This window comes from Allocatenococcus thiocycli (genome assembly GCF_921292965.1).
Taxonomy (GTDB): domain Bacteria; phylum Pseudomonadota; class Gammaproteobacteria; order Enterobacterales; family Vibrionaceae; genus Vibrio; species Vibrio natriegens.
The window spans coordinates 1-21,133 of sequence record NZ_CAKLCK010000044.1 but is presented as its reverse complement, the minus strand read 5'-3'; the positions used below and the strand labels follow the sequence as shown (position 1 = coordinate 21,133).

General features: G+C 47.1%; 19 protein-coding genes. 11 read left to right on the top strand and 8 right to left on the bottom strand.

Translation table 11 applies throughout. The features are described from left to right. The 7 genes from atpF to glmU form a co-directional block, all read left to right on the top strand. On the top strand, window positions 1-317 hold a 317-nt coding region (atpF, locus tag L9Q40_RS18440; RefSeq protein ID WP_498794174.1), incomplete at its 5' end, for a F0F1 ATP synthase subunit B. 14 nt (window positions 318-331) lie between these two features. Further along, window positions 332-865 carry a F0F1 ATP synthase subunit delta gene (atpH, locus tag L9Q40_RS18435; RefSeq protein ID WP_014233415.1) on the top strand — a complete coding sequence of 178 codons (534 nt, stop codon included), beginning with the start codon at window positions 332-334 and terminating at the stop codon, window positions 863-865. Between the two features lie 13 nt (window positions 866-878). Further along, window positions 879-2,420 (top strand): F0F1 ATP synthase subunit alpha, encoded by a 1,542-nt coding sequence (gene atpA / locus L9Q40_RS18430; protein ID WP_014233414.1) that lies wholly within the window; start codon window positions 879-881, stop codon window positions 2,418-2,420. 44 nt (window positions 2,421-2,464) lie between these two features. Beyond that, complete coding sequence (atpG, locus tag L9Q40_RS18425; RefSeq protein WP_498794172.1) at window positions 2,465-3,331, top strand: F0F1 ATP synthase subunit gamma; 867 nt, start codon at window positions 2,465-2,467, stop codon at window positions 3,329-3,331. Window positions 3,332-3,366: 35 nt separating this feature from the next. Beyond that, window positions 3,367-4,770 (top strand): F0F1 ATP synthase subunit beta, encoded by a 1,404-nt coding sequence (gene atpD, locus L9Q40_RS18420; RefSeq protein ID WP_014233412.1) that lies wholly within the window; start codon window positions 3,367-3,369, stop codon window positions 4,768-4,770. Window positions 4,771-4,788: 18 nt separating this feature from the next. Beyond that, window positions 4,789-5,211 (top strand): F0F1 ATP synthase subunit epsilon, encoded by a 423-nt coding sequence (locus L9Q40_RS18415; protein ID WP_014233411.1) that lies wholly within the window; start codon window positions 4,789-4,791, stop codon window positions 5,209-5,211. 149 nt (window positions 5,212-5,360) lie between these two features. Next, window positions 5,361-6,722, top strand: coding sequence for a bifunctional UDP-N-acetylglucosamine diphosphorylase/glucosamine-1-phosphate N-acetyltransferase GlmU (gene glmU, locus L9Q40_RS18410; RefSeq protein WP_498794171.1), 1,362 nt, complete (start codon window positions 5,361-5,363; stop codon window positions 6,720-6,722). An 85-nt stretch (window positions 6,723-6,807) separates the two neighbouring features. Here the strand turns inward: glmU and L9Q40_RS18405 are convergent, their stop codons facing one another. After that, window positions 6,808-7,551: an amino acid ABC transporter permease gene (locus L9Q40_RS18405; RefSeq protein ID WP_498794170.1), complete on the bottom strand. Its 744-nt coding sequence runs from the start codon at window positions 7,549-7,551 to the stop codon at window positions 6,808-6,810. 115 nt (window positions 7,552-7,666) lie between these two features. On the opposite strand from L9Q40_RS18405, the gene L9Q40_RS18400 reads away from it, so the two are divergent. Beyond that, entirely contained in the window at window positions 7,667-8,443 is a 777-nt protein-coding gene (locus tag L9Q40_RS18400; protein WP_498794169.1) for a transporter substrate-binding domain-containing protein, read from the top strand. A 65-nt stretch (window positions 8,444-8,508) separates the two neighbouring features. Here L9Q40_RS18400 and punC read toward each other — a convergent pair whose 3' ends face one another. Next, window positions 8,509-9,708: a purine nucleoside transporter PunC gene (gene punC / locus L9Q40_RS18395; RefSeq protein ID WP_498794167.1), complete on the bottom strand. Its 1,200-nt coding sequence runs from the start codon at window positions 9,706-9,708 to the stop codon at window positions 8,509-8,511. Window positions 9,709-9,861: 153 nt separating this feature from the next. Here punC and punR point away from each other — a divergent pair, with 153 nt between their 5' ends. Further along, window positions 9,862-10,764, top strand: a complete 903-nt coding sequence (gene punR, locus L9Q40_RS18390) for a DNA-binding transcriptional activator PunR (RefSeq protein WP_014233406.1) — start codon at window positions 9,862-9,864, stop codon at window positions 10,762-10,764. A 47-nt stretch (window positions 10,765-10,811) separates the two neighbouring features. Here the strand turns inward: punR and ilvA are convergent, their stop codons facing one another. The 4 genes from ilvA to ilvG form a co-directional block, all read right to left on the bottom strand. Further along, window positions 10,812-12,359, bottom strand: coding sequence for a threonine ammonia-lyase, biosynthetic (gene ilvA / locus L9Q40_RS18385; protein WP_014233405.1), 1,548 nt, complete (start codon window positions 12,357-12,359; stop codon window positions 10,812-10,814). 2 nt (window positions 12,360-12,361) lie between these two features. After that, the gene (gene ilvD / locus L9Q40_RS18380) at window positions 12,362-14,203 is read right to left on the bottom strand and encodes a dihydroxy-acid dehydratase (protein ID WP_014233404.1); all 1,842 of its coding nucleotides are present in this window, start codon (window positions 14,201-14,203) and stop codon (window positions 12,362-12,364) included. 167 nt (window positions 14,204-14,370) lie between these two features. Beyond that, on the bottom strand, window positions 14,371-14,655 hold the full coding sequence (ilvM, locus tag L9Q40_RS18375) for an acetolactate synthase 2 small subunit (protein ID WP_014233403.1): 285 nt from the start codon (window positions 14,653-14,655) through the stop codon (window positions 14,371-14,373). An 11-nt stretch (window positions 14,656-14,666) separates the two neighbouring features. Next, entirely contained in the window at window positions 14,667-16,313 is a 1,647-nt protein-coding gene (gene ilvG / locus L9Q40_RS18370) for an acetolactate synthase 2 catalytic subunit (protein ID WP_020333557.1), read from the bottom strand. Between the two features lie 467 nt (window positions 16,314-16,780). Between ilvG and L9Q40_RS18365 the strand changes: the two genes are divergently transcribed. Next, window positions 16,781-18,304, top strand: a complete 1,524-nt coding sequence (locus L9Q40_RS18365; protein ID WP_498794166.1) for a YifB family Mg chelatase-like AAA ATPase — start codon at window positions 16,781-16,783, stop codon at window positions 18,302-18,304. A gap of 31 nt (window positions 18,305-18,335) precedes the next feature. Here the strand turns inward: L9Q40_RS18365 and L9Q40_RS18360 are convergent, their stop codons facing one another. Then, window positions 18,336-19,292 (bottom strand): DUF2860 domain-containing protein, encoded by a 957-nt coding sequence (locus L9Q40_RS18360; protein ID WP_422833238.1) that lies wholly within the window; start codon window positions 19,290-19,292, stop codon window positions 18,336-18,338. A 239-nt stretch (window positions 19,293-19,531) separates the two neighbouring features. Here L9Q40_RS18360 and yihG point away from each other — a divergent pair, with 239 nt between their 5' ends. After that, on the top strand, window positions 19,532-20,410 hold the full coding sequence (yihG, locus tag L9Q40_RS18355; protein ID WP_498794164.1) for a 1-acylglycerol-3-phosphate O-acyltransferase, YihG family: 879 nt from the start codon (window positions 19,532-19,534) through the stop codon (window positions 20,408-20,410). A gap of 43 nt (window positions 20,411-20,453) precedes the next feature. Here the strand turns inward: yihG and L9Q40_RS18350 are convergent, their stop codons facing one another. Beyond that, entirely contained in the window at window positions 20,454-21,056 is a 603-nt protein-coding gene (locus tag L9Q40_RS18350) for a thiol:disulfide interchange protein DsbA/DsbL (RefSeq protein ID WP_498794162.1), read from the bottom strand. Window positions 21,057-21,133 lie beyond the last annotated feature (77 nt).

Below are 21,133 nucleotides of genomic sequence, written 5' to 3'. Positions count from 1 at the left end.
AAGACTTGGATCTAGCACAAGCCAACGCTTCTGATCAGTTGAAAGAAGCGAAGCGCACAGCAACTGAGATCATCGAGCAAGCGAATAAGCGTAAGTCTCAAATTCTAGAAGAAGCTCGCGAGGAAGCTCAGGCAGAACGCCAGAAAATCCTAACGCAAGCAGAAGCTGAACTTGAAGCTGAGCGTAATCGTGCACGCGATGAGCTGCGCAAACAAGTTGCTACTCTGGCTGTAGCTGGTGCTGAGAAAATCCTTGAGCGTACTATCGATAAAGATGCGCAAAAAGATATTCTCGACAACATTACTGCAAAACTTTAAGTCTGGGGGCGCATATGTCTGATTTGACTACAATCGCACGCCCCTATGCTAAAGCAGCCTTCGACTTTGCGGTAGAAAAAGACCAACTAGACCAATGGGGTCAAATGCTGTCTTTTGCTGCTGAAGTTGCTAAAAACGAACAAATGAGTGAACTGCTAACCAGTTCATTCTCTGCTGAAAAAATGGCAGAAATATTTGTTGCAGTTTGCGGTGACCAAGTTGATGCAAACGGTCAAAACCTTTTAAAGGTGATGGCTGAGAATGGTCGTTTAACGGCCCTTCCCGATGTTTGTGAGCAATTCTTCATTCTGAAGAAAGAGCATGAGAAAGAAATTGATGTTGAAGTAATTTCAGCGTCAGAACTTTCTGATGAACAGCTTGCAAATATCGGCAGCAAACTTGAAGCGCGTCTTGAACGTAAAGTGAAGCTGAATTGCAGTGTAGATGAGACCCTACTTGGTGGGGTTATTATTCGAGCCGGAGACCTAGTCATCGATGACTCAGCGCGTGGTCGTTTGAACCGCCTGAGCGATGCATTGCAGTCTTAATGGGGATTGGAGCATGCAACTTAATTCCACGGAAATTAGCGATCTGATCAAACAACGTATCGAATCTTTCGAAGTTGTTAGTGAAGCTCGTAACGAGGGTACTATCGTATCGGTAAGCGATGGTATCATCCGCATCCACGGCCTAGCGGACGTGATGCAAGGTGAAATGATTGAATTACCGGGTGGCCGTTTTGCACTGGCACTTAACCTTGAGCGTGACTCGGTTGGTGCAGTTGTAATGGGCCCATATGCTGACCTTAGGGAAGGCATGAAAGTTACAGGTACTGGCCGCATTCTTGAAGTGCCAGTTGGTCCAGAACTACTAGGCCGCGTAGTAAACACGCTGGGTGAGCCTATCGATGGTAAAGGTCCAATCGAAGCGAAAATGACTTCGCCTGTAGAAGTGATCGCACCAGGTGTAATCGACCGTAAATCGGTAGACCAACCTGTGCAAACTGGTTATAAGTCAGTTGACTCAATGATCCCAATCGGTCGTGGTCAGCGTGAGCTTATCATCGGTGACCGTCAGATTGGTAAAACAGCACTGGCGATCGATGCGATCATCAACCAGAAAGACTCTGGTATTTTCTCAATCTACGTAGCAATCGGTCAGAAAGCATCGACTATTGCTAACGTGGTTCGCAAACTAGAAGAGCACGGCGCACTACAAAACACTATCGTTGTAGTTGCATCAGCTTCTGAATCTGCAGCGCTACAATACCTAGCGCCTTATGCAGGTTGTGCGATGGGTGAATACTTCCGCGATCGCGGCGAAGACGCACTGATTGTTTACGATGATCTATCTAAGCAAGCAGTAGCTTACCGTCAGATCTCTCTACTACTTAAACGTCCACCAGGCCGTGAGGCATTCCCAGGTGACGTATTCTACTTACACTCTCGTCTACTAGAGCGTGCAGCTCGTGTAAGCGAAGAGTACGTAGAGCGTTTCACTAACGGTGAAGTGAAAGGTAAGACTGGTTCTTTGACTGCTCTTCCTATCATCGAAACTCAAGCAGGTGACGTTTCAGCATTCGTACCGACTAACGTAATCTCAATTACCGATGGTCAGATCTTCCTACAAACTGAGCTATTCAACGCAGGCGTACGTCCAGCTGTTGACCCAGGTATCTCAGTATCTCGTGTAGGTGGTTCAGCTCAGACGAAAATCATCAAGAAACTATCAGGTGGTATCCGTACAGCACTAGCTGCATACCGCGAACTAGCAGCATTTGCTCAGTTCTCTTCTGACCTTGATGAAGCAACGAAGAAACAGCTAGACCATGGTCAAAAAGTTACAGAACTAATGAAGCAGAAGCAGTACGCTCCAATGTCTGTATTTGACCAAGCGCTAACTATCTTCGCGGCAGAGCGCGGTTACCTTGATGATATAGAACTTAACAAAGTTCTAGATTTCGAGGCGGCTCTACTATCGTACGCTCGCGGTCAATACGCTGAACTAGCAGCTGAGATCGACAAGTCTGGTGCTTACAACGATGAAATCGAAGCTCAGTTGAAGAAACTGACTGACGACTTCAAAGCAACCCAAACTTGGTAATTAGGTCGGTGGCAGTTTCTGCCACCAACTAACGGAGAGTAACGATGGCCGGCGCAAAAGAGATACGTAATAAAATCGGTAGTGTTAAAAGCACGCAGAAAATTACGAAAGCGATGGAAATGGTAGCAGCTTCAAAAATGCGTCGCTCTCAAGATGCAATGGAAGCTTCTCGTCCATACGCTGAAACAATGCGTAAAGTGATCGGTCATGTGGCAAACGCAAATCTAGAGTACCGTCATCCGTACCTAGAAGAGCGTGAAGCTAAACGTGTTGGTTACATCATCGTTTCGACAGACCGTGGTCTGTGTGGTGGTTTGAACATTAACGTGTTCAAGAAAGCCGTTACAGACATTCAAGCATGGAAAGAAAAAGGTGCGGAAATTGAGCTAGCGGTAATTGGCTCAAAAGCGACCGGTTTCTTTAAACATGGTGGCGCAAAAGTTGCGGCACAGGTTTCTGGCCTTGGTGATAATCCAAGTCTGGAAGACCTAATCGGTTCTGTTGGCGTAATGCTTAAGAAATACGATGAAGGTGAACTGGACCGTCTATACGTAGTGTTCAACAAGTTTGTTAACACTATGGTTCAGCAACCAACGATCGATCAATTGCTACCTTTGCCTAAATCGGACAGCAAAGAGATGCAGCGTGAGCACTCATGGGACTACATCTATGAGCCTGAGCCAAAACCTCTACTGGATACGCTACTAGTGCGTTACGTAGAGTCTCAGGTATACCAAGGTGTGGTAGAAAATCTTGCTTGTGAGCAAGCGGCTCGAATGATTGCGATGAAGGCTGCAACGGATAACGCAACCAACTTGATTGATGATTTGGAACTTGTGTACAACAAAGCCCGTCAGGCTGCGATCACACAAGAACTGTCGGAAATCGTTGGTGGTGCATCTGCGGTTTAAGCTTAGGTAAAACGAAATAGTTTAGAGGATTAACGATGGCTACAGGTAAGATCGTACAGATCATCGGTGCGGTAGTCGACGTAGAGTTCCCACAGAGCGATGTACCTAGTGTATATGACGCTCTAAACGTAACGGACTCAAAAGAGCGTCTAGTTCTTGAAGTTCAACAACAGCTAGGCGGTGGCGTAGTTCGTTGTATCGTAATGGGTAGCTCTGATGGTTTACGTCGTGGAGTAGAAGTGGTTAACACTGGCGCTCCAATTTCAGTACCAGTAGGTACTAAAACTCTAGGTCGTATCATGAACGTCCTAGGTGACGCGATTGATGAGTGTGGTGAAATCGGTGCGGAAGAGACTTACTCTATCCACCGTGCAGCACCAAGCTACGAAGAGCAATCAAACGAAACAGCACTTCTAGAAACGGGTGTTAAAGTAATCGACCTAATTTGTCCATTCGCTAAGGGTGGTAAAATCGGTCTATTCGGTGGTGCAGGTGTAGGTAAGACCGTTAACATGATGGAACTTATCAACAACATCGCACTACAACACTCAGGTCTATCAGTATTTGCTGGTGTTGGTGAGCGTACTCGTGAAGGTAACGATTTCTACTTTGAAATGCAGGAAGCGGGCGTTGTAAACGTTGAGAATCCTGAAGAATCGAAAGTAGCAATGGTTTACGGTCAGATGAACGAGCCACCGGGCAACCGTCTACGTGTTGCACTGACTGGTCTTACAATGGCAGAACGTTTCCGTGACGAAGGTCGTGACGTACTACTGTTCATTGATAACATCTACCGTTACACACTTGCAGGTACTGAAGTATCAGCACTTCTAGGTCGTATGCCTTCTGCGGTAGGTTACCAGCCAACTCTTGCAGAAGAGATGGGTGTACTTCAGGAGCGTATCACGTCAACTAAGCAAGGTTCTATCACGTCTGTACAGGCGGTATACGTACCTGCGGATGACTTGACTGACCCGTCTCCAGCAACAACGTTCGCGCACTTGGATGCAACGGTTGTACTTAACCGTAACATCGCAGCAATGGGTCTATACCCAGCGATCGACCCACTAGATTCAACGTCTCGTCAGCTAGACCCACTAGTAGTAGGTCAAGATCACTACGACATCGCTCGTGGTGTTCAGCAGACACTTCAGCGCTACAAAGAGCTGAAAGACATCATCGCGATTCTAGGTATGGACGAGCTATCTGAAGAAGATAAGCAAGTTGTATCTCGTGCACGTAAGATTGAGCGTTTCCTTACTCAGCCTTACCACGTAGCGGAAGTATTTACAGGTGACCCGGGCGTTTACGTACCTCTTAAAGAGACTCTACGTGGCTTTAAAGGTCTACTAGCTGGTGAATACGATGACATTCCAGAGCAGGCATTTATGTACTGCGGTAGCATCGATGATGCTATTGAGAATGCTAAGAAGCTATAAGGCTAACTAGGAGGCGATATGGCACCAATAACCTTTCACCTAGACGTAGTAAGCGCTGAGAAACGCATTTTCTCTGGTCGTGTAGAGACGTTTCAGGTGACCGGTAGCGAAGGTGAGCTTGGTATTTTCCATGGCCATACTCCGCTTCTGACCGCTATTCAGCCTGGTATGGTGCGTATTGTGAAACAGCACGGCCACGAAGAGTTCATTTATGTCTCTGGTGGTATGGTCGAAGTTCAGCCTGGTACTGCTACAGTACTGGCTGATACAGCGATTCGTGGTGAAGATCTAGACGCAGCGAAGGCAGAAGAAGCTAAGCGTCGTGCTGAGGAGAATATCCAGAATCAGCATGGCGATATGGACTTCGCACAAGCGGCCAGTGAACTGGCTAAAGCCATTGCTCAGCTACGAGTTATCGAGCTGACCAAAAAGCGTCGCTAAGCTCAATTAGCAACGTTGCATGAAAAAGGCGGCCAAATGGTCGCCTTTTTGATTATTTTTAGTTAGAAATTGACCTTTCACCATTAACTTATCCCTTCAAGCTGTCTAAAATATCCACCGATTAAATAAATAACGTCAATAGGTTGTCCATGAAATTCAGTGCTGTAATTCTTGCTGCGGGTAAAGGAACCCGTATGTATTCGAACATGCCTAAAGTGCTTCACACTTTGGCAGGGAAGCCAATGGCAAAACATGTCATTGATACGTGTACCGGTCTTGGTGCTCAAAATATTCACCTAGTTTATGGTCATGGTGGTGATCAAATGAAACAGGTGCTAGTGGAAGAGCCAGTAAACTGGGTACTTCAGGCGGAGCAGCTAGGTACTGGTCATGCGGTGGATCAGGCGTCAGCACAGTTCGAAGATGACGAAAAAATTCTTATCTCGTATGGGGATGTGCCACTGATTTCTGCGGAAACTATTGAGAGCTTACTTGATGCCCAGCCAACGGGTGGTATCGCGTTGCTGACGGTTGTTCTGGATAACCCGACTGGTTATGGACGTATCGTGCGTAAGAATGGTCCTGTCGTTGCTATCGTCGAGCAGAAAGACGCCACTGAAGAACAAAAACAGATCAAAGAAATCAACACAGGTGTGATGGTTGCGACTGGTGGTGATCTGAAGCGCTGGTTGTCAGGCTTAAACAACAATAATGCGCAAGGCGAGTACTACCTGACTGACATCATTGCTGCCGCTCACGATGAAGGTCGTGCAGTGGAAGCTGTCCATCCTGTGAATGCGATTGAAGTTGAAGGTGTAAATGATCGTTCCCAGCTTGCTCGTCTAGAGCGCGCATTCCAATCGATGCAAGCGCAAAAACTGCTTGAGCAGGGTGTTATGCTACGTGATCCGGCTCGCTTTGACTTACGTGGTGAGCTTCAATGCGGCATGGACTGCGAAATTGATGTGAACGTTATTATCGAGGGCAGTGTATCGCTTGGTGATAACGTGGTTATCGGTGCTGGCTGTGTGTTGAAAGATTGTGAGATTGATGACAACACGATCGTACGTCCATACAGCGTGATTGAAGGCGCGACCGTTGGTGAAGATTGTACTGTTGGTCCATTCACTCGTCTGCGTCCTGGCGCGGATATGCGTAACGACTCTCACGTCGGTAACTTTGTAGAAGTGAAGAATGCGCGTATTGGCGAAGGTTCTAAAGCGAACCACCTGACTTATCTGGGCGATGCAGAAATAGGCCAACGCACTAACATTGGCGCTGGCACGATTACGTGTAATTACGATGGTGCTAACAAGTTCAAAACCATCATCGGCGATGATGTTTTCGTTGGTTCGGATAGCCAGTTAGTGGCACCTGTGGCTATCGCTGATGGTGCGACTATTGGTGCAGGCACGACTCTGACTAAAGACGTAGCCGAAGGTGAGTTAGTGATTACTCGTGCTAAAGAGCGCAGAATTACAGGCTGGCAACGTCCGGTAAAGAAAAAGTAACGCACTCCAGCGTGAAACAAATTTAAACCAAAGCCGCTCAAATTGAGCGGCTTTGTAGTTTTCCTTTCCGATTACACTGTTTGGATTAGTAGCTTGGAATTGCGATGCGTTTCTCCAGCCAGCGTACAGCCTGAGAGACCAAGAGAATCAATAATAAGTACTCCAACACTAAGAAAGAGTATATCTCTAATGGTAAGTACTCATTGACCACCAGCTCGTTAGCCCGACGTGTAAGATCACTCAGTCCAATGACACTGACCAGTGAACTCATTTTGAGGATATAGACAAACTGATTGCCCAGCGGCGGTAATATTTGCCTGAACGCCTGAGGCAAAATAACCAAGCGCATCTTTTGCCAGTAATTTAAACCTATCGACTCTGCCGCTTCATGCTGACCGCGACTGATTGCCTGAATCCCACCACGAAACACTTCTGCCATAAATGCACTCTCTGCAATGGTTAACGCGACCACGCCTGCCCAGTAGTGATTGAGTGAGACTGAAAGTAACGTAGGCATGCCGTAATACACCCACAGCAGCAGTACCAGGACCGGAATTGCGCGAATCACTTCAACATAAATACGGTTTATCCATTTAAGCGCAGGCGAATTAGATAGGGCGGGTAAGGCGATGAGTAACCCCAGAGTCATGGCAAACAGCATACTCAAAAGCGATACTTGAATCGTGTCATTAAACCCAGACACCAGGAATCGAAGATTGGTAAGGCCTTGTTCTGTCGAGGGGTCGAGCACGTACCAGCCCCATTGATAATCAGAGCAGCCAGTCAGTAATGGTAGTGAAGTGGTGAGCCAAAGATAACGATAGTTCACGTTGATTTCCTGAATTAACCAAACATTTCCATTGTTACTGCTATGTTTTTCAATGGGGTTGTAATAAAGGTTAATCAGTAACCTGTATAAGGTCATTAATGTTAAGGGAATAAACATGAAAAAAATTTTGCTCACTTTAGGTATATGTTTACTCACCATGACTCAAGTTGCGTACGCCCAGAGTCGTCTTCAAGATATTTTAGATAAAGGGGTATTGAGAGTCGGCACTACGGGTGACTGGAACCCGATGACAATGAAAGATCCCGCAACGAATAGTTATCGAGGGTTCGATATTGATGTGATGACGGAGCTAGCTAAAGATCTTGGGGTAAAAGTGGAATACGTAGCCACAGACTGGAAGACGTTGGTTAATGGCATTACCGCCAACAAGTATGACATCACCGGAAGCGCGTCACTAAATATGTCACGTGCCAAAGTGGCCGGATATAGCCAGCCTTATTTTTATCTTGCGTTTGTGCCAGTCGTACAGAAGAGCGACCTCGGGAAATATACCGATTGGGCTGATTTTGATAACTCTGAGGTGAAAGTCGCGGCGACATTAGGCACGGTACAAGAAAAGATGGTGAAAGAGTTTTTCCCTTCTGCGCAGCATATTGTGATAGAAGCGCCTGCGCGAGATTTTCAGGAGCTATTAGCCCGCCGAGCCGATGTGTCAGTGACATCGAATGTGGAAGCCGCCACGCTGGTGGAGAAATTTAGTCAGCTGGCGATAGTCCCAGTTGAAACACCTCGCAGGCCAACACCGATAGCCATGTTACTGCCACAAGAAGATCAGGTCTGGATTAACTACATCAATCACTGGGTGAAGCTGAAAGAAACCCAAGGGTTCTTCAAACAAGTTGCTGAAAAGTGGGGTTTAAAAAGCCTATAAAATGCAAAGAGCCGTATAGAACGGCTCTTGTTATCACTAGGTTGTCATCGAACTCTGGTTTAGCGTTACTCTTCGCTGACCACGCGAGAATTGTCTGGTGTAGCAAAGTGCTTAGCCAGCTCTCGATTAGACAGAATGTAGCCGACCCACAAACCAGCCATACAAATCACAATCGCAATACCAGTGACCGACTGAGCCTGGCTGGCCATCGCAGCAACAAATGCGCTGGCAAGACTACTCACGCAGATCTGTAAGCTGTTTTGCAAACCAGCTGCGGTTGCTGGGCTTTGATGAGCACTCTCTAGCGCTCGGTTTACTACGATTGGGTATAGCGCACCGTTTGCGACAGCGATCAGACAGAAAGGCGCCAGAATTGGCCAGATAGAGGTTAACGTCCATTGTGACGCAACGAATACCATCAGTGCCGCGACACTAAATAAGCCTATCAACTGGCGTAAAACGTTTTTGTCGCCATATTTTCGTACACCGACTTTGCCTAAGTAGCCACCAGCCATGAATGCAATAGTTTGTGGAATAAAGCTCATACCAATGTCTTTGGCTTCATAACCCAGTTGCGACATGATTTCTGGCATACCTGTCAGGTAAGCAAAGAATGCTGCGGAAGCGGTGGCAAACATAGTCACGTTGCCAAGGTAAGTCTTAGAGCCCAGCAGTGCTTTAATATCTGTTGAGATGCTGGTCTGCTTTACTTCCACCTGTTCGTTTTTCTGCATCATGGTTGCCACGACAAGCAATACGCCAACCAGTGTTAAAGTGATAAAAATACTGTGCCAGCCAAAGTTGTCTGCCAGTACCACACCTAATTGAGGAGCAAGCGCTGGTGATAAGGCAACCAAAGGCATAATAGTGGCGAAAATCTGCTGGCTGCTGCTCGAGTAACGTTTAATAACCATCGCTTGCCAGATAACCGCTGGTGCACAGACACCGATAGCTTGGACAAAGCGGAGAGTGAGTAGCTGCCACACCTGATCGCAGAATGCCAGACCGAATGACGCAAGAGTAAATACAACTAAACCTGCGGCTAGTGTATTGCGGTGGCCAAACTTATCCGAAGCCAACCCCCACATCAGCTGACCAAATGCCATTCCCCCTAAAAATACGGTAAGAGACAGGGCGATTTGTTCCGGACCTGTCGCGAAGTCGATTTCCATTGCTTTAAAAGCTGGCAGGTACATGTCGGTAGCAACAAAGCCAAGCATCGACAGTACTGCAAGATAAATGAGTTGTAGTTTTGATATTTTCATTATTAACCAATCAAATTATTTAATTACTTTTTAACCAATATCAGTTGGCGCCAACCCTGATTTACTTGTTCTTTTATTCTATTTTTCGATTTACAAAAAATAAAACGTTAAAATTGTTCACTATCAATCAAAAAATTTGAAAGGTACTTAGTGATGTTTTCCAAATCTTCATTAGAAATGCTGGATACCGTTGCCCGGTTGGGGAGCTTTACCGCTGCTGCAGAGGTGTTGCACAAAGTGCCTTCAGCAATCAGTTATGGTGTCCGTCAGGTAGAGCAAGATCTGGACGTGGTGCTGTTTCGCCGTTTGCCAAGAAAGGTTGAGCTGACACCTGCGGGAGAGTTGTTTATTTCAGAGGCGCGAGTGTTATTGCGTCAAATGGAAGAGGTTAAAGCTCAAACTCGCCGGGCGGCACATGGCTGGCAGACGACGCTCAAGCTAACTTTGGATAATGTGGTGAAACTGGAAAAGTTAAAACCATTGATTGAAGACTTTTATCGCGAATTTGAGTTTGCCGAGCTGCAGATCAACATGGAAGTGTTTAACGGCTCTTGGGAGGCGATTGCACAGGGGCGGGCGGATATTGTAATTGGAGCAACAAGTGCCATCCCGGTTGGTGGTGACTTTGAAGTCAGAGACATGGGAATGCTGGACTGGGCATTCGTTATGTCTCCAGCGCATCCCTGTGTTCGTCAGCAGGCGTTGACTGAAGCCTATGTCAGCCAGTTTCCTGCTATCTGTCTGGATGATACTTCGAACGTATTGCCTAAGCGACACACAGGTCATTATCCCCATCAGCGCCGTCTATTACTGCCAAACTGGTACGCCGCGATTGAATGTCTGAAAAATGGAGTTGGGGTCGGGTTTATGCCGCGCCATATCGCAATGCCATTGATCAATGATGGCGTGCTGGTGGAGAAGGTTCTACCGGACGACAAGCCCGTAAGCCGTTGTTGTTTAGTATGGCGTAAAGATGAGAACCATAATTTGATCCAATGGATGGTGGATTACTTAGGATCATCCAGTCAGCTACATCAGGATTGGTTGCAGGCTTAAATATCAAATAAAAACACCTCGCTATAGCGAGGTGTTTTTTGGGCTGTTTATGATAAGAAGAACTTATAGGATGGGTTATCCGTTTCGTCTTTACACTGGTAGCCAAGTTCGCGTAAATGTGCGGAAAATTGGGCTAAATCGCTTTCATCTAGCTCGAAACCACAAAGAACACGCCCGTAATCTGCGCCATGGTTGCGGTAGTTAAACAGGCTGATATTCCAGTGGGTACCAAGTGTGCTTAAGAACTTCAGCAGCGCGCCCGGATATTCCGGAAACTCGAAGCTGTAAAGACGTTCTTTGAGCTTCTTAGAAGGTTTTCCACCGATCATGTAGCGAATGTGTAGCTTTGCCATTTCATCATCAGATAGATCCACCACCGGATAACCACCTTCGCGTAGATCGCGAATAATATGATCCAGCTCTTCCTGGCCGCCCTGAAGACGTACACCAACAAAGATGTTTGCCAGTTCATCATCGTTGTAACGGTAGTTGAACTCAGTAACCGCTCGGCCACCAATCAAGTTACAAAATTCAAAGAAAGCGCCTTGACGTTCTGGGATCGTGACAGCGAGTAAGCCTTCACGTTTTTCACCAAGTTCACAGCGTTCAGAGACATAACGTAAGCCATGGAAGTTGGTGTTGGCACCAGACAGCACCGTACCGAGGTTTTTGTCTTTGAGTTTGTTCTGTTCAGCAAACTTTTTCAAACCTGCCAGAGCAAGCGCGCCTGAAGGCTCTGCTATCGCTCGTGTATCTTCAAAGATATCTTTCACGGCAGCGCAGATTTCGTCGCTTGATACCGCAATGTGCCCATCAATGTACTTCTGGCACAAACGGAATGTCTCTTCACCGATGCGTTTTACCGCCACACCATCGGCAAACATACTGACTTGATCAAGTACGACAGGCTCTCCGGCATCTAAGGCTGCTTTCAAACAAGAAGAATCTTCTGGCTCGACAGCAATCACTTTGATTTCCGGCATCAGTTGTTTAACCAATACCGCGACACCTGCCGCCAGGCCACCACCGCCTACCGGAACAAAGATGTAGTCCAGATGACCATTTTGCTGCAGCATTTCCATACCAATGGTGCCCTGACCAGCAATCACCAATGGATGATCGAACGGTGGCACAAAGGTGTAGCCATGTTCTTCAGACAGGCGTTCAGCTTCCGCTTTCGCTTCATCAAAGTTGTTGCCATGCAGCACAACGTTACCACCAAAGCTACGTACCGCATCAACCTTGATGTCCGGCGTGGTTTTTGGCATTACGATCGTGGTTTTGATGCCTAGCTTAGTGCCTGATAACGCCATCCCTTGAGCATGGTTACCCGCCGACGCCGCAATGACACCAGCAGCTTTTTGCTCTTCAGACAGGCTGGCAACCATGTTGTAAGCGCCACGCAGTTTGAAAGAGTGCACTGGCTGGCGATCTTCACGTTTGATTTGCACATTGTTGCCAATGCGTGCCGACAGACGCGGCATATCTTGCAGTGGCGTAACCGTTGCGACTTCATAAACAGGCGCACGCAGGATTTGGCGCAGATAGTCTGCGCCAGTTTGATTTACTTTCTTTGCGGGTTGAGATTCCATCATTGCTAGCCCTCTAGCTTAGACTTGTCTCGTACTGCACCTTTGTCAGCACTGGTTGCCATGCTAGCGTACGCTTTAAGTGCAAAAGAAACTTCACGTTGGCGATCAACTGGCTTCCAACCGAGTTCATCTTGTTTTGCACGACGTGCTGCCAGCTCATCTTCTGCTACATCGAGGGTGATAGAGCGACTTGGGATATCAATGGTGATAATGTCGCCATCTTGAACCAAGCCAATCGTACCGCCACTGGCTGCTTCTGGGGATGCATGACCAATTGACAGACCCGATGTGCCACCTGAGAAGCGACCATCTGTTAGCAAGGCACAAGATTTGCCTAATCCCATCGATTTCAGGTAAGTAGTTGGGTAGAGCATTTCCTGCATACCCGGACCGCCTTTAGGACCTTCATAACGAATAACTACGACTTCACCCGCTTTAACTTTACCACCTAAGATGCCATCAACTGCTGAATCTTGGCTTTCAAATACAATCGCAGGGCCTTGGAACTTAAGGTTTTCCTCATCCACACCAGCTGTTTTGACTATACAGCCATCAACCGCAATGTTGCCTGAGAGAACGGCTAGGCCACCTTCTTGACTGAATGCGTTCTCTTTTGAACGGATACAGCCATTGGCACGGTCATCGTCTAGGCGATCCCAGCGGCAGTCTTGTGAGAATGCTTGGGTGGTGCGGATACCCGCAGGGCCTGCTCGGAAGAACTTAAGTACTTCTTCGTTTTCCGTTTGCATGATGTCGTACTCGGCAAGCTGCTGCTGCATAGTCATGCCCAATACTGTACTCGTACTGCCGTTTAGCAAACCAGCACGGTCGAGTTCACCTAAGATAGCCATTACGCCACCCGCACGGTGTACATCTTCCATGTGGTATTTCTGTGTCGATGGCGCCACTTTACACAAGTGTGGTACGCGACGAGACATTTCATCGATATCGTTCATATCGAAGTCTATTTCACCTTCTTGAGCCGCAGCTAAAAGGTGTAAAACGGTGTTACTTGAGCCACCCATTGCGATGTCCAGCGCCATTGCGTTTTCAAAGGCGTCGCGGTTAGCAATGTTGCGTGGTAAGGCGGACTCGTCATCTTGTTCGTAGTAGCGTCGAGTCAGATCAACGATACGTTTACCAGCGTTAATAAACAGTTGTTCACGATCAGCGTGTGTTGCCAGCATCGAACCATTGCCTGGTTGAGAGAGGCCTAGCGCTTCTGTCAGGCAGTTCATTGAGTTGGCGGTAAACATGCCTGAGCATGAGCCACAGGTTGGACAAGCCGAGCGTTCTACCTGTTCGCTCTGTTGATCTGACACGGTTGGATCTGCGCCCTGGATCATCGCATCAACCAAATCTAGCTTGATGATTTGATCAGAAAGCTTGGTTTTACCCGCTTCCATAGGGCCGCCCGAAACAAAGATAACCGGAATGTTCAGGCGCATAGCGGCCATCATCATTCCTGGAGTGATTTTGTCACAGTTAGAGATACACACCATAGCATCGGCACAGTGTGCATTGACCATGTACTCTACAGAGTCGGCAATCAATTCACGTGAAGGCAGTGAGTAAAGCATACCGCCGTGACCCATTGCGATACCGTCGTCGACAGCAATGGTATTGAATTCTTTTGCGATGCCACCTGCTTTTTCGATTTCACCTGCAACCAATTGACCCATATCTTTCAGGTGTACGTGGCCAGGTACAAATTGAGTAAACGAGTTCACCACAGCGATGATTGGCTTACCAAAGTCTTCATCTTTTACGCCAGTTGCACGCCAAAGCGCGCGTGCGCCCGCCATGTTACGACCATGTGTGGTGGTTGCTGATCTATATTTTGGCATTTCCTAATTCCTTCTTACTTCTGCTCTGAGTACACACAGTCTAATCAGCCCACTTCTCTTTCGTGGTGCTGTTAAATAGGCCATCGTCGGCCTCTTGCAGTAGTTTAGTTGTTGGACAACGCTCGGCGCTGTCCATTTCCATTGTTTCGCTTGTTGCCGCAGGGCTCTTATGCACTTACCTGTTGTTGTAAGTTGTGATTTGGCAGTTCATCGTTGCGGATTTTTAGTACCTCAACTTTGCGAACATCCCACAGCTTCTCAATTTGATTGATCAAAAATGAGATTGGTCGATCGCTGTCGACGATGATTTCCACACTGGCAACTTTACTTTCGTGGTTTTGAGTCGCAGCAACTTGTTTGATCACGAAGCCTCGGTGACGAATCACACGTAGAACGCGCTCTAACAATACCGGTTTGTCATCGGCTTTGATGTCGAGTAAATATCTGTCCATGTGATCGTCTCCTAGGTGTTTTCCAACATATCACTGTTTGATGCGCCAGGTGGCACCAAAGGCCACACGTTTTCTTCTTCGTCGATTAACACGTGAAGCATGTAAGAAGTTTTGCTTTCCAGCATCTCTTTCAGAGCCGGTTCCACTTCTTCTTTTTTGGTGATGGTTTTGCCCGGAATGTCGAATGCTTTTGCCAGCATCACGAAATCAGGGTTGTCATCAAGGATAGTTTCACTGTGTCGGCCATCAAAGAACAATGACTGCCATTGGCGGACCATGCCAAGACGTTGGTTGTTAAGAAGAACAATCTTCACCGGAATCTGGCGACGTTTTAGCGTACCTAATTCCTGCACGTTCATCATAAATGAACCGTCACCAGTAATAAGGATAGACTGATCATCCGGACGTGCGACTGCAGCGCCCATTGCAGCTGGAAGACCAAAACCCATGGTGCCCAGACCAGCAGAAGTGATGAAGTTTTGTGGATCACGCGGCTGAATATGCTGCGCTGCCCACATTTGGTGTTGGCCTACGTCTGTTGAGACGATAGAGCTATCCGGCATCATGTCAGACAACTGCTTAAGCAGAAGTGGTGCGTAGATCAGTTCACCCGGATGGTCGTAACGCCACTTGAAGCCACTGCGTAAGCTTTCACTGTGGTGAACCCAAGGTGTGATGTCTTGTGTAAGTTCAAGCTGAGGAAGAATGGTATTGATATCACCACGTAGTGGTGCGTTTGCGTGGCGCAATTTATGAATTTCTGCCGCATCGATATCGATGTGAATCACTTTCGCATTGGGTGCAAAAGTATCAAGCTTGCCCGTCACACGGTCGTCAAAGCGTGCACCGACCACAATCAGCAGATCGGCTTCCTGAACGACGAGGTTGGCCGCTTTAGTGCCGTGCATGCCTAACATGCCCAGATAGTGAGGGTCATGGCGTTCAATCGTGCCTAGGCCTTTCAGAGTGCTTACCGCTGGCATCGGGTTCAGGCGTAAGAACTCTCGTACTGCATCAGTCGCTTTCGCTAACTGAACACCACCACCGACGTATAAAACCGGGCGAGTAGAAGCTGCTAGCACTTCTTGCGCACGTTTAATATCTTCGGCAGCGACATCTTCGATTGCTGGAGCAACGTATGGAGTCAGTAAATCGGTTGGTGCTTGAGCGAGTTGAACATCTTTCGCGATATCAACAATGACAGGACCCGGACGTCCGGTTTTCGCTACTTCAAAGGCTTCAGCCAGAGTCGGGGCAAGATCTTCGATCTCGGTAACCAGATAGCTGTGCTTAGTACAGGCTAGAGACATACCAATCACATCCATTTCCTGGAAAGCGTCGGTACCGATATGAGAGCTGGCAACCTGACCTGTGATGGCTACCAGTGGAACTGAATCAAGGAAAGCGTCGGCAAGGCCAGTTACTAGGTTGGTCGCGCCAGGGCCAGAAGTCGCCATACAAACTGCAACGTCCTGAGTCGAGCGAGCCATACCGATAGCAGCCATGGCCGCCCCTTGTTCATGACGACATAAGATGTGCTCTACACCTCCGTCATACAAAGCATCGTAGATTGGCATGATCGCCCCACCGGGGTAACCAAAGATGGTCTTGATACCTTGCTGTCTTAAAGCGGCTACGACAAGTTGTGCACCAGTCATCGTAAACCTCCTTTGCTACGTTGCGGCTCGTAGCTATTACCATTTATTTTGCACTTCATGTGCACTCCCATTCTTCCCGTTAAACTGTCTAAGGGTTAGACAGATGACAACTTGTAGTTGTAAAAAAACCCCCGGACCTTTCAGTGCGGGGGTTTTTTGTAATTTGTGGTTATCTTTCGCCCACAATACCCCGCGCGGTGCCAATAATGACCACGATAATCAGGGCTAGCAGTGAGTTAATGTAAGCGAAAAGATTCATCTGTCTGTCGTTCTGTTTTCGTTAAATTTTGTTGTGTAATGTTCTACGAAATTGTTTGCGTCACTAGTGGTATCACACAATTCCTCTGCATGACAAGCAAAAAGTCATTCTTTTTTCACATTAACTCTCAATTAAGACGCGGTATATAACATATACACATAGTGAAAACATTTGTTTATAAAGCAGTCAATAATTGGTTGGGGATCGTATGGGGCTGGCAATCATTCATAGTCGGGCAAGTGTCGGTGTACAAGCGCCGTCAGTTAGTGTGGAAGTACATATTAGTAACGGTATGCCGGGCTTTACTCTGGTTGGGCTGCCAGAAACCACGGTAAAAGAATCAAAGGATCGTGTACGTAGTGCCATTATCAATTCCAATTTTCAATTTCCTGCCAAACGCATTACGGTCAACTTAGCTCCGGCGGATTTACCCAAAGAGGGCGGACGCTTTGACTTACCCATTGCGCTGGGTATTTTGGCCGCTTCAGAGCAAATCGCGACAGATAAGCTCAAAAACTACGAATTTGTTGGTGAGTTAGCATTGTCTGGAGGCTTAAGGCCAGTAAAAGGCGTGCTACCTGCTGCGCTCGCTGCAAGCAAGTTTCAGCGCCATTTGGTCGTGCCACATGTGAATGGTGATCAGGCGGCGCTGGTGGGTAAAGAACAGCATAAATCCGCTCAGTCGTTACTTGAGGTGTGTGCTGAATTGTGTGGTCAACATCGGCTTGATTTGTATAAATCACCTGAGCGTAAAACAACAAAAAATCATAGCCGAGATTTACAGGACATCATTGGCCAGCAACAGGGCAAACGAGCGCTTGAGATCGCGGCGGCAGGTAACCATAACTTATTATTTTTAGGACCACCCGGTACCGGAAAAACCATGTTAGCGTCGCGCTTATGCGATTTGTTACCTGAAATGAGTGATGATGAAGCGATGGAAACCGCATCCGTCGCGTCATTAACACAAAGCGAAATCAATGAGCATAACTGGAAGATACGGCCGTTTCGTTCTCCACACCATTCCAGTTCGATGGCGGCTTTAGTCGGCGGAGGTTCGGTTCCGAGGCCGGGAGAAATTTCTCTGGCTCACAATGGCTTGTTGTTTCTGGATGAAATGCCGGAGTTCGATCGTAAGGTGCTGGATTCGCTGCGAGAACCGCTGGAGTCAGGCGAAATCATCATCTCTCGGGCTCAGGGCAAAACTCGATTTCCTGCTCGCTTTCAGCTGGTGGGCGCTCTCAACCCCAGCCCGACTGGCTACTACGAAGGCAATCAGGCACGCACTAACCCACAAGCCATTCTGCGTTATTTAGGCCGCCTGTCGGGACCGCTACTGGATCGATTCGATATGTCTCTGGAAATTCCGGCGTTGCCAAAGGGCACATTATCTGAGGGTGGGGACCGCGGTGAGCCAACAGTGGTTGTGAAAGAGCGCGTGAATGACGCACGTCAGCAAATGTTAAGTCGCAGCGGTAAGGTGAACGCTTTGCTGGGTAGTCGTGAGATAGAAGCGTTTTGCCCATTACAAAAAAGTGATGCTGAGTTTCTGGAGACAGCCTTACACAGACTGGGACTGTCCATTCGTGCGTATCACCGAATCATTAAAGTTGCCCGCACTATTGCTGATCTGGATGGGGAAGATCGAATTGAGCGCTCCCATCTGGCGGAAGCCCTCGGATATCGTGCTATGGACCGATTACTGAAACAGCTTACTGCTCAGGCTGTGTAATCAGTCCTTACCCTAAATAGCGGCCAGAAAATTAAAAGCGATAGCTGAAGCCTAATGAGAACAGGTATTCCTTCTCGTCATAGAAAGTAATGTTTGAGTCTGTTTGACTGTAGCCAGCGAATGAAATGAAAGACCAGTCTTGCCAATCAAACACATTTTGGTATTCGTAAGCAGCAAACAGGCTCATCGTATCGTCACTGCGCGTCTTGGTGAAGGTCTGGCTTTTAGATTGATAGTCCTCAAGGGTATAACCACCAGTGAGTGCTAAGCGGTGACGATTGATGAACTTAAACCAGCTCAGTTCAAACCCATACGAGTCGAAGGATTCTGCTTTACCATCGGCATCTTGGTTAATGTAAGTAAATGCAGGTTGCAGGATGGAAGTCCGATCAAGCGAAATTCGATAGTCACCTTTGATGTAGTAAATATCAGCATCACGAGCCAACGAGCGATCCGTTACTTCCTCTTTATCAATTTCTTTGTTGGCATAGGCAAGGTCAAGATTGAAGTTTTTATCAATCAGCCCTTTAACCTGAAAACGGTACGCGTTACCGCCCTCATCGGTTGTTCTCCTAGCCACGCCAACCTGATACGGATTACGCCAGGTTTCGCCTTCTAATATGGTTGGCAAGTACGATACATCGAGTACGGTGCCTGATGGCAATTGGTACTGATAGCCTAGCTGAAATGCAAGTGTACCAATGGCCACATCTGAACGAGTGGTACCTGCATAGACTTGCTGGTTGAGCTGCGTACCGAAGGTATAGGCGATGTTTCCAAGCGGCGCTGCGACTACCGAGCTATCGCTGTCTGCACTGTGATTGAGTGAATCGATGGTCTTGCTGTTATCGGTATTAAAGTTAGATTCTGAGGCAATAAAGGCAGCGTTAAGTGAAATCTCACCGCTGAATCCAGCGGTTTCTGCGAGCTGAGCTTGAGCTGAACTGACGATAAAGGCCAAGGTCAAGACAGTGAGTCTTGGTTTCATTCATGATCTCCCTATTTGCGAATGAATGGTCCGAGAAATGGTTGAGCGTTTATTTGTATTGGAGAGTGACTTAATTTCTTTGCTCAACTAACACGACAATATATTCCCTTTATTTCATATTGTGCAAGGTCAAGCGGATAAGTGGTAACTAATCAGACCATTCTCATAAATGTTTCAATGTAGCAATGTGACAGTATAATTACACGCTGTTTTATTACTCACACCTTAGCGCTGTTATCATGTTGGCATATTTGTTACTTCTTCTTAATGCGTCTCTAGTCATAATCAATTCGGCGATCTGTTCATTGATTATTTGCGTTATCGCCGTGATTAAACTGTTACTTCCAGGCGTAAAGCTAAAAGCGAAGGGAACCGAAGCCGCTAACAAGGTGATGTGGGCGTGGGCAACGGTAAATGCGGGGATACTCGCGCTGTCCAATCGCGTTGAATGGGATGTGCAAGGTGGCGATGAGCTAAAGAAAGATGGCTGGTACCTTTTGATCAGCAATCACCTGAGTTGGACGGATATTGTGGTGCTGTGTTGCGTGTTTAAAGATCGTATCCCAATGCCAAAGTTTTTCCTCAAACAGCAACTGTTGTATGTGCCATTTATTGGTATGGCTTGCTGGGCTCTGGATATGCCGTTTATGCGCCGTTATTCGCGCGAATATCTGATCCGTAATCCGCATAAACGTGGTCAGGATTTAGCCACCACGCGTCGCTCTTGCGCTAAGTTTAAGCATACTCCCACGACGGTAGTCAATTACGTAGAAGGCACGCGTTTTACGCTAGAAAAGCAACGCCAGAGCAAAGCACGATATCAACATTTGTTGCAGCCAAAGTCTGGTGGCATCGCTTACACGCTGGCTGCGATGGGTGATCAGTTTGATAGTATTATTGATGTCACGTTGGCTTATCCGGAAAATACCCATAAACCATTCAGAGACATGTTAATGGGCCGTATGAGCAAAATAGTGGTTCGTGTGAAGGTACTGCCAGTCAATGAACAAGTGCAGGGTGATTACTTTAACGATAAACCCTACAAGCGTCAGTTTCAGCAGTGGCTGGGTGATGTCTGGCAAGAGAAAGACCAGTTACTGAAAGAGATACACAGATAAAACAAAGGGGAGCCGAAGCTCCCCTTTGTGCAATCTAGACGGATTATTTAAGTTCTAATAAGTAGTTTACCAGAGCAAAGTACTCATCCATGGTTTTGATGCTTTGTGCTTGTACTAGATATTTGTTGTTTACAATCACTGCCGGAACACCTGTCAGGCCACTGTCTTCAAACTGTTTGTCCATACGACGAACCATAGAGTCGACAGCAAAACCTTTGAATGCTGAGTCGAACTTCTTCTCGTCGACACCTTCATCTAAGAAGATTTGACGCAGTTCTGCATCGTCGCGCGGCGCTTTGCGCAAATTGTGAATGCGGTTAAACATCACAGGTACCATTTTATCTTCAACCTTAAGCGCAACCATAGTTGCGAATGCTTTGCTCATTGAAGGGCCCATGCTGCCACCCATAAAGGATACGTGGTTCTTTTGTAGCTTCACGCCTTCTGGTAACTGCTTTTTAAGTTGCTGAATAATTGACTCAAACGAATTACAGTGTGGGCAGTAAAATGAGAAGAATTCAGTCACTACAGGCTTATTTGAAGCCTCTAGATCTAATACTTTGTAGTGTTCACCTTCGTTGAATTGTGCGGCTTGTGCTGAAAGGCTCAGCATCAACATAGAAAACAGTGCGAACAGCTTTTTCATTTATATATCTCCATTTTGAATTAGTTGGCTGACTTACCATTGAGGCATTAAAGAAAGGGGTGCTTCTTCTAAGTTGG

Coding starts and splice junctions, on each gene's coding strand:
- glmU (WP_498794171.1), top strand. CDS start 5,361: ATGAAATTCAGTGCTGTAATTCTTGCTGCGGGTAAAGGAACCCGTATG.
- atpA (WP_014233414.1), top strand. CDS start 879: ATGCAACTTAATTCCACGGAAATTAGCGATCTGATCAAACAACGTATC.
- L9Q40_RS18400 (WP_498794169.1), top strand. CDS start 7,667: ATGAAAAAAATTTTGCTCACTTTAGGTATATGTTTACTCACCATGACT.
- ilvM (WP_014233403.1), bottom strand. CDS start 14,655: ATGGACAGATATTTACTCGACATCAAAGCCGATGACAAACCGGTATTG.
- punR (WP_014233406.1), top strand. CDS start 9,862: ATGTTTTCCAAATCTTCATTAGAAATGCTGGATACCGTTGCCCGGTTG.
- L9Q40_RS18360 (WP_422833238.1), bottom strand. CDS start 19,292: ATGAAACCAAGACTCACTGTCTTGACCTTGGCCTTTATCGTCAGTTCA.
- atpH (WP_014233415.1), top strand. CDS start 332: ATGTCTGATTTGACTACAATCGCACGCCCCTATGCTAAAGCAGCCTTC.
- ilvG (WP_020333557.1), bottom strand. CDS start 16,313: ATGACTGGTGCACAACTTGTCGTAGCCGCTTTAAGACAGCAAGGTATC.
- atpG (WP_498794172.1), top strand. CDS start 2,465: ATGGCCGGCGCAAAAGAGATACGTAATAAAATCGGTAGTGTTAAAAGC.
- L9Q40_RS18415 (WP_014233411.1), top strand. CDS start 4,789: ATGGCACCAATAACCTTTCACCTAGACGTAGTAAGCGCTGAGAAACGC.
- L9Q40_RS18365 (WP_498794166.1), top strand. CDS start 16,781: ATGGGGCTGGCAATCATTCATAGTCGGGCAAGTGTCGGTGTACAAGCG.
- atpD (WP_014233412.1), top strand. CDS start 3,367: ATGGCTACAGGTAAGATCGTACAGATCATCGGTGCGGTAGTCGACGTA.
- punC (WP_498794167.1), bottom strand. CDS start 9,708: ATGAAAATATCAAAACTACAACTCATTTATCTTGCAGTACTGTCGATG.
- ilvD (WP_014233404.1), bottom strand. CDS start 14,203: ATGCCAAAATATAGATCAGCAACCACCACACATGGTCGTAACATGGCG.
- yihG (WP_498794164.1), top strand. CDS start 19,532: ATGTTGGCATATTTGTTACTTCTTCTTAATGCGTCTCTAGTCATAATC.
- L9Q40_RS18350 (WP_498794162.1), bottom strand. CDS start 21,056: ATGAAAAAGCTGTTCGCACTGTTTTCTATGTTGATGCTGAGCCTTTCA.
- ilvA (WP_014233405.1), bottom strand. CDS start 12,359: ATGATGGAATCTCAACCCGCAAAGAAAGTAAATCAAACTGGCGCAGAC.